The organism is Arthrobacter sp. B2a2-09 (assembly GCF_027587375.1).
Classification (GTDB): Bacteria; Actinomycetota; Actinomycetes; order Actinomycetales; family Micrococcaceae; genus Arthrobacter.
On sequence record NZ_JAMXIC010000053.1, the window covers coordinates 1 to 5,885 of the forward strand.

The following is a 5,885-nucleotide window of genomic DNA, read 5'->3' on the forward strand; positions in this document are numbered from 1 at the left end:
CGGATCAAGAGGGTGCGCCACCCCTACTACGGCTTGAGTTTCACTGTCGATAGTCATGGTTTCTCCTTGATTGGTTCTTTGTTCAGGACGAGGGCCCCAATGGGCTGACAGCCGAAGGGTTCCGTAAATCGGCATTGACGAACCCGTGAGTGTTCTCGTTGTAGCCGACCAGCAGGTTCTTGGTCTGCCGGTAGCAGTCCCGCATCATGGCGTGGCTCCCACGTCCGATGCCGGAGGACTTGCAGCCGCCAAACGCGGGCCCTGCGAGGTAGGCAAGGTAATTGTTGACCCACACGCGCCGGCCTGGATCTCGTGCCCGTTCCGGTATGCGGTGTTGCCGCTGCGGGACGAATAGACACAAAGGTCCTTGGAATGTCAGAACTGTTCATCGTTGTCAGAACTGTTCATCTTTAGTGCATTTGGAGCTGCGTTTAGTGCATTTGTGACTGGGCGAAAAATCACCTCAGAACCCCGGTTGGGGATCGGGGGGATCGTCTAGAAATCCGACATCCTCTATTTCTAGAGGGTTCAGCCGAGCTCTGCTCCGAGCCCTGCTGGCGTGATGCCGATCACATAAATTCCTTTCACGTAGCAAAACTACGTCAGTGGATTAATTTAGGCGAGACTTTTATGAAAATTTACATGAGAAATTCAAGGGCAAATTTTCCCACTGCAGTTAACATGTTGGAAACATTCAGAAACATGTTCGCGACTGCCATTACCGGGCCGAGAATGCTAATGTTTTGCACCTCCGGTCGATGACGACTTGCGTCCCTCATAAGCAAGGCGAGCCTGCACGTCGGAGGGAAAGTTGGTTCCTAGTGTCTGCCCGCGGTGATCGCTTCATCACTCCCCGCTCTCCGGTGGAGGGCCTGAGCCGCCGGAAGCTTTCCTTCTTGCCGGTCTTCGCGCAGGCAGTGGCCGCAGTGGCGCCCGCGGGTGCGATGGCCGTCATTCCGGCTCTTGTCTTTCCGGCTCTTGTCTTTGGATCAACTGGACCGAACCTTGTGCTGACATTCGGCGCAGCCATGGCGGTCATGGTCCTGGTTTCCTTCTGTCTGAGACCGATGGCAAAGCGCATGGCTGCCGTCAGCGGCCTCTACAGCTACACAGCAAAGGGACTTGGCCAACGGACGGCAATTACCGTCGGTTGGTCGGCCATGTTCGGTTACGGCCTCGTTGCCATGGCCAGTCTGTTGGCCGTTGGCACCTATGTCGTTCAGCTGCTAATCAACCTGAGAGTCGCGATACCGGATCCCCGGCTGCTTGCGATCCTGGTCATTCTTGCCGCCGCTGCCGCCGCCTGCCGGCTCATGGTGCGCGGCATCCAGATATCCGCCCTGGTGACGTTTTCGGTCGAATCCATTTCGATTGGCGTCCTCGCCGTCCTCATGATCGTCTACTTCGCCTTCAACGCGCCGAAGGTGAGTTTCGCGAGTGTGTTTGTCTGGAACGGAAATTTTGATTCGCTATCGATCGGAATCGTCGTGGCCGTAAGTGCCTTTGTCGGCTTCGAAAGCCCGACCACCCTGGGCGGGGAGGCATACAGGCCGTTCGTCAGCGTCCCGCGGGCCATCACATGGACCCCCATCGTGACCGGCGTGCTCTTTCTTCTTGCCGCGACCGTCGAGGACGTAGCCCTCAACGACGCACCATTAAACATTGCGGCCAGCTCAACTCCGTTGTCCGACCTGTTTTCCCAGACTTCCCCAGTGTTCGCCGCAGTCCTCGACCTGGGAATCGCAGCATCGTGGTTTGCGTGCGCGATCGCATCTGTGAACGCCCTTGCCCGGATATTCTTCTGTATGGGCAGAGAAGGCGTTGCGCCGCGAATAGTCGGCCGCACCCATCCTTCCTTTCGAACCCCCTCGATGGCAATCATGGTCGTAATGCCAGTAGTCGCCATCGTTCCCATCGCGGTCATCATCTCCGGTGCCAGTCCTGAGCAGGGCCTCGTGAACCTCTTCACGCTGGGCGCCTACGGATACCTTGGGGCCTATGTCCTAGCCAGCGCGTCCATGCCCTTCTTCCTGCGCCGGATAGGGGAGGACACTTACGCCAGCTGGATACTGGGAGCAGCAACCTTCCTGGTCCTCGGGGCCGTGCTCTGGCAGGCTGCGTCGGTATCGATTCACACAGGCAACCCGCAGACCTTCGTCTATGGCGGTGTCCTCATCGCCAGCGTCCTTTACGCCATGTTCCTTCGCCTCCGGTTACCTGAGCGTCTGGCGTCCGTGGGCATCTACGACGAGACTCGGGAAATAGACCTGTTTCCTGGCAAGCCCGTCCCATGACCTATAGGCCCGGAAACCCGGGGCCCAGCACAGCGTCAAACTCGCTCAGGATCTTGGAGATCGTGGCACGGTTCGGCACCGGGACAACAGCGAAAGAGATCACCGACGCCTTGCAGATGCCCCCGGCGACCGCCTATCGGATGCTAAATGCGCTCGTTGGGGACGAATATCTGGCCCGCACTTCCGACCTCCGAGGGTTCGCACTCGGACACGCGCTTTCAGGACTGATTACAGCTGCGACCCCGCCAACAGTTCCCACCGCAGCCCGCATCCTAATAGAAGAGTTCCGGAGCGGAAACCGTTTCGCAGTGCACCTCATCATGTTCCGGAACGCTTCCCTCAGAATCGCAGATGAAGATCCGGATTATCCGCTCCAATCACCATTCGAGATGCCCCGGTATCCACACGCCTCTGCCGCAGGGAAACTGATGCTCGCTGAACTTGGCCATTCGGCCTCCCCTCTCCCGGGAGGGCCGCTGATGAAGCTGACGCAGCACACAATTACAGACAGGGGGCAACTGGAAGAACAACTCGCGGAAATACGGTTCAAAGGCGAGGCCTCGGAAATCAACGAATTGGCACAAGGATCAGCCAGCTTGGCACTTCCAGTCAGGTTGTCCGATGGGTCCGTCGGCGCAGCTCTCTGCCTCTCCGGCCCCGCAGAACGGTTCACCGCTATTTGCGAGCATACGGAAGCGGCCCGTGAACTGACGTCACGACTAGCACCTTTCCTGTTCTGACTGAAGAATCGGAACGGATCTACAGAGCACTCCGCGGGAACCGATCGCCCGGATCCTGTAGCGTAGCCCAACGCCAAACCGAGGCGATCACGGGTGAAGCCGGCACTCAACTCCTGCGCGCCACCAGCCCTCCCAAACCGCGTCCGTACTAGCCAGGGAGCTCGATGAACGATCCCGGCCGCACGGGCCCCTTGACGTCTGTTGTATCGGCGGGGCGCCCATTCGGGGTTGTGGTAAGCCTGTTCCCAGAACGCGTCTCGGCTGGGTTGTCGACGGAGCCGGCCTGTTCGTGTTGGCGATCTCCCGCCCTCTGGTGGGGCTGTTGCGATGGCGCGGAGGTGATTCTCCATCAACGCGGATATGGCCGATCCCAGGCAGGACCCTGTGAGCGCTCTCTTCGTCCGCATGACTGCCTTCGCCCTGGGCTCCGGCCAACTAGAGCCTCGGCTGCAACGCAGACCACATGAAGCCGCACTAGCCTCTCATCGAGCCGTGAACCGCGGCGCAGCGCCGGGAACCGGTAGCGCCCCCAGTATCCAGCAGACAACCCCAGCAATATTCCGAAGATCACAACCATCACGTTCATTGGGCAGTTGTTCCTGCAATAGCTGAGGGTATCCGTCATAGCGCTAAACCGATGACGATTGAATCCGCACCTCACGCGGTAAGGCTCGACGCCCGCGCAATCCGCGGGGACCGTGTCCATGGTTGACCCTATAGAACGTACTGCCAACTTGGATAGGTACGCAGCCGTGGCAAGCGCGAGGCATCGCCACGAGAGGTCGTCACCTTGGACGGTTTTCTAGCGGACTGCCTTGTTGGGCCAGCATGGCGGCTAGCCGGCGGGAGTCCGTGCCCGTTGCGATGATGGCGCCATTGAAGGTCAGCCGGTCAAGGATCGGAGCGCAGAGCCAAGGATCCGCGAAGGTTTTGTTCCGGCCAAAGAAGGATTCGGTGGAGGCAATCGCCGGCAGCACACCGACCGAGGGGCACTGCACCCGAGCGTCCCGACGGATTAGCGCGAACAACTCCACTCTCAATCCAGACCAGCCTTCCGCCGCATCCACCCACTGATGAATCCGACGTTGAAGGCGGGCCACACATAACTGTCACAAGTGCCCGGCCAGTCATGAAGTGGTCAGAAATAACTGCCCTACCGGGGCCATCCCAGCCTGTCACAGTCCCTGGTATAAATTCAGCGTGGTAAAGATCGATCTATGCGGTCATGCGCACAGATCGATCAACTTGATTGCCCTTCGACAAACACAGAAGGGCGCCAAGCTCCTTTTATCGACGGCTGTGATAAATACAAATACAGAAGGCACTAGGCTGCTATTATCGACGGCCATGAGAAATACAGCGTGATCATAACCGCCAACCTCCAGTTCTCCCGCGGGAAGCCGTGTTCGGCAATAATATGGCAGCGAGGCCTAAATTACCGCCGCGGCGTGCCCGCATTAAACGGCGACCAGTGACAAACGGTCCCGGTTACGTCCCCCCGCCTCGGCGCTGCGGGTCAACGTCACGCAACTTTCTTCGTGCACCCTGGAAAAACCCAAACTACGAACCGTTTCACCGAAGACCTCGTCGGAGTCGAGGCGGCGCAGTTCTTCGGCGAGGCAGTCCCGCAGGGTGCGGCGGGGCAGGGAGACGCGTTGGGCGGGCTGCCCGGGCTGGGTCAGTTCTGCCACTGACGGGCCGGGGCGGAACAGCTGGACGTCGCCGGTGGCGCGGCTCAGCCGTACCCGGCGGATGCCTGTTCCTGCCGGGTCGGCGACGATCGTGACCGGGGCGTCCAGGGTCAGCGTCAGCCAGGCCGCCAGGAGAATAGTTGACGGAGAGTCCGAAGCCCCCTCCACCTCGACCGCGACGACGGACGATGCATCAACTTGGTCAAACACGGCAGCGAGCTGGATCCGCCAGTTGGTCAGGCGTGTCCAGGCAAGGTCGGTGTCGCCTGCCCGGTACGTCTTCCGGATCCGGGCCAGGGCTGCCGCGGGGTCGGCCTCGTTGGCGGAGTCCGTGATGCGGCGGTGCGCGATGCGCCCGATGGAGGTTTCGCAGGCGTTCTCTGGCGCTCCGTGCGGCCACCAGGCCACGATCGGGGCGTCCGGCAGGAGCAGGGCCGCGACGAGCGATTCGTTCTCCTTGGCGAGCTCACCGTAGCCGCGCAGGACGATGACCTCGGAGGCTCCGGCGTCGCCGCCCACCCGGATCTGGGCGTCAAGGCGGTTCGGCGCCTTGCTGCCGGCGTCCGCGAGCACGATGATGCGGCAGGGATGTTCGCGGCTGGCCTCGTTGGCTGCCTCGATGGCTTCTTCCTCGAGCCCGGACTTGGTGACCACCACGAGGGTCAGGACGCGTCCCAGGGCGATCACGCCTCCCTGCTCGCGCAGGGAGGTGATCTTCTTGGAGATCTTGGAGGTGGTGGTATCGGGAAGATCTACGATCATGGCCTTCTCCAGGTTCGTCCGTCGCGGGCAAGCAGCTCATCGGCCGAGGCCGGGCCCCAGCTGCCGGGAGCATAGGGTTCGGGCTGTTCATCGAGCCCGGCCCAGTATTCTTCGAAGGGATCCAGGATCTTCCAGGACTCCTCGACTTCCTGGTGCCGCGGGAACAGCGGCGGCTCGCCCAGCAGCACGTCCAGGATGAGGCGTTCGTACGCTTCCGGGCTGGACTCGGTGAAGGAGTGGCCGTAGCCGAAGTCCATGGTCACGTCACGGACTTCCATCTGCGTGCCGGGAACCTTGGACCCGAAGCGGATCGTCGCGCCCTCGTCGGGCTGGACCCGGATGACCACGGCGTTCTGGCCGAAGTCGTCCTCGCCGTGACCGCGGAAGAGCAGGTTGGG

The 5,885-nt window shown here is 60.9% G+C and carries 3 protein-coding genes and 2 pseudogenes; 2 read left to right on the forward strand and 3 right to left on the reverse strand.

Annotation, left to right across the window (positions count from 1 at the left end; genetic code table 11):
• Window positions 1-82: 82 nt before the first annotated feature.
• Window positions 83-348 (reverse strand): annotated as a pseudogene (locus NFJ07_RS25340) (aldehyde dehydrogenase family protein); the annotation flags it as partial.
• A 473-nt stretch (window positions 349-821) separates the two neighbouring features.
• On the opposite strand from NFJ07_RS25340, the gene NFJ07_RS25345 reads away from it, so the two are divergent.
• Window positions 822-2,294, forward strand: coding sequence for an APC family permease (locus NFJ07_RS25345; RefSeq protein WP_269998849.1), 1,473 nt, complete (start codon window positions 822-824; stop codon window positions 2,292-2,294).
• Window positions 2,291-3,034 carry an IclR family transcriptional regulator gene (locus tag NFJ07_RS25350; protein ID WP_269998851.1) on the forward strand — a complete coding sequence of 248 codons (744 nt, stop codon included), beginning with the start codon at window positions 2,291-2,293 and terminating at the stop codon, window positions 3,032-3,034. Before NFJ07_RS25345 ends, NFJ07_RS25350 begins: the two co-directional genes overlap by 4 nt.
• Before the next feature lie 1,457 nt (window positions 3,035-4,491).
• Here NFJ07_RS25350 and NFJ07_RS25360 read toward each other — a convergent pair.
• Both NFJ07_RS25360 and NFJ07_RS25365 read right to left on the reverse strand, forming a co-directional pair.
• Complete coding sequence (locus NFJ07_RS25360; protein WP_269998852.1) at window positions 4,492-5,487, reverse strand: glucose-6-phosphate dehydrogenase assembly protein OpcA; 996 nt, start codon at window positions 5,485-5,487, stop codon at window positions 4,492-4,494.
• Window positions 5,484-5,885 (reverse strand): annotated as a pseudogene (locus tag NFJ07_RS25365) (glucose-6-phosphate dehydrogenase); the annotation flags it as partial. The gene NFJ07_RS25360 and the pseudogene NFJ07_RS25365, both read right to left, overlap by 4 nt.

Excerpts from the sequence above, each read along its gene's own strand:
- NFJ07_RS25350 (WP_269998851.1), top strand. The coding sequence starts at position 2,291 with ATGACCTATAGGCCCGGAAACCCGGGGCCCAGCACAGCGTCAAACTCG.
- NFJ07_RS25360 (WP_269998852.1), bottom strand. The coding sequence starts at position 5,487 with ATGATCGTAGATCTTCCCGATACCACCACCTCCAAGATCTCCAAGAAG.